3 protein-coding genes are annotated in these 2,036 nt (G+C 45.9%); all 3 read left to right on the forward strand.

Annotated elements, in window-relative coordinates:
- On the forward strand, positions 1-250 hold a 250-nt coding region (locus F6K38_RS40375; protein WP_287360480.1), incomplete at its 5' end, for a proprotein convertase P-domain-containing protein.
- A gap of 430 nt (positions 251-680) precedes the next feature.
- On the forward strand, positions 681-944 hold the full coding sequence (locus F6K38_RS40380; RefSeq protein WP_287252163.1) for a pentapeptide repeat-containing protein: 264 nt from the start codon (positions 681-683) through the stop codon (positions 942-944).
- A gap of 23 nt (positions 945-967) precedes the next feature.
- Positions 968-1,936, forward strand: a complete 969-nt coding sequence (locus F6K38_RS40385; RefSeq protein ID WP_044495031.1) for an ABC transporter ATP-binding protein — start codon at positions 968-970, stop codon at positions 1,934-1,936.
- Positions 1,937-2,036: the final 100 nt, after the last annotated feature.

Genomic DNA, 2,036 nt, shown 5'->3' on the forward strand with positions numbered 1-2,036 from the left:
GGCTTCTTGGAAAGGTAAAGCAGGTACCAGAGTTGTTGGATCTAAGGTTCAGACTGAAAATAGTCCTAAAAGGTTCCCTATTCATCCCCGATGCCTATTAAAACAAACCTATTCCGTGGAAACTACTCCTGGTTTGAAGTCGGTTTTGAATAAACCAGCATCGGGAGTATGGCAATTACAGGTGGTGGATGATGTAGCGATGGATACGGGAAGGTTGAATAGTTGGGAGTTGATTTTGGGAGTTGGTTGAAGGGTTAAGGTTAGTGGGTTTAAGGTTAGGGGGTTGAACGCGAACGCGTGGCCAAAGGCCAAGGTTGAACGCGAACGCGTGGCCTTTTGGCCAAGGTTAGCTAGCTGATCGCTGATCGCTGATCGCTGATCGCTGATCGCTGATCGCTGATCGCTGATCGCTGAATGCTTACAGGTTAACTGGTTACCTTTGAAATTAACGATAAATAGAGATAAGACTTGATAAGTACCTGTTTTTCTGGCTTTAATGCCTGATTTCTATCCCTTCATCCATCTTTGGTGTCTTGATTAATTTTGACAGCATTAAAACGTCTCGTTATACTACTTTTGTAGTACAAGTGAAAGCAAAGTTTTTCCTTTGGCTTTGCGAAGCTAATGAATTTACCCAAGTCATGAATTTATTTAAGTAAGACTCAATTAACCTTGGGTCAGTGGTCCGTGAGCCATTACCCATTACCGATTATCCTTGGGTATTTCACTCAGCTAACCTTCAAGCAGCTAATCTTCAACCAGCCAACCTTCAACCAGCTAACCTTCAACCAGCTAACCTCCAACCAGCCAACCTTCAACCAGCTAACCTTCAACCCGCTAACCTTCAACCCGCTAACCTTCAACCCGCTAACCTTCAACCCGCTAACCTTCAACCCGCTAACCTTCAACCCGCTAACCTTCAACCCGCTAACCTTCAAAATTGAGCCACCCATCTGTGGTCTTAGCTATGCATCTTACAACATCTGAAATCGATACGGAACGAGTAGCACTGACGGCTTACGATTTGTGGAAATCTTATGGCGTTCGCGTAGCGGCTCCAAAGGAGCATCGCACTGTCGTTAGTGGAGTTAGTTTTACCCTAAATCCTGGGGAAGTTTTGGGTTTACTTGGACCGAATGGTGCGGGTAAAACGACTACGGTGGGAATGCTCTACGGCGCAGTTGTGCCTAGTCGTGGCTTTGTACAGTTGGGTCAATATCAGGTACATTCTCAAGGGCGACAGGTTCGTTTTTCCATGGGGATTGTTACTCAAGAGGATAATCTTGACCCGGACTTCACCGTATTTGAGAATTTGGTTGTCTTTGCCCACCACTACCGGATCACCGGTAAGTCAGCTCGGACACGAGCAGGGGAGTTACTGGAGCTCGTGGGGCTACAGGATTATGCTCAGCGGCGGATTGATGAGCTATCTGGTGGCTTGAAGCGGCGTTTGGTATTGGCACGAGCCTTGATTAATCATCCCCAAGTCGTGTTTTTAGATGAGCCTACTACAGGACTTGACCCGGATGCACGGCAGGATTTTTGGAAGCTGGTGATTCACCTGAAACATCAGGGGTGTGGGGTGTTGTTGACTACTCACTATATGGATGAAGCACAACGGTTATGCGATCGCTTAATCTTACTTCAGCAGGGTAAGGTGATTGACGAAGGTACCCCCGATGACCTGATTGAGCGCACTGTTGGTAAAGAGCTAGTGGAGATTGAGGGAATCTCGCCAGATATCCTGCAACAATTAGCGACTCAGTACGGAACTTGGTATCGCACCTTTGGCAGTAACTATCTGATTGCATTACCTATGGACAATCCCCAACCTCTCTGGCAGGACCTAAATACGATTCCATCTGTTAGTCTAACCCGCCGCCGCACCAACTTAGAAGATGTATTTTTACGACTGACCGGAACATCATTGGATTGATTAAGTTAGACAGGTTTACTATCAACATCCGGTTTACTAATTGTAATATCTTATATTGGGATATTTGTAATTAGTTAGGACTTACGAAGTTTAGTTGGGC

The organism is Moorena sp. SIO3B2 (assembly GCF_010692525.1).
GTDB classification, from domain to species: domain Bacteria; phylum Cyanobacteriota; class Cyanobacteriia; order Cyanobacteriales; family Coleofasciculaceae; genus Moorena; species Moorena producens.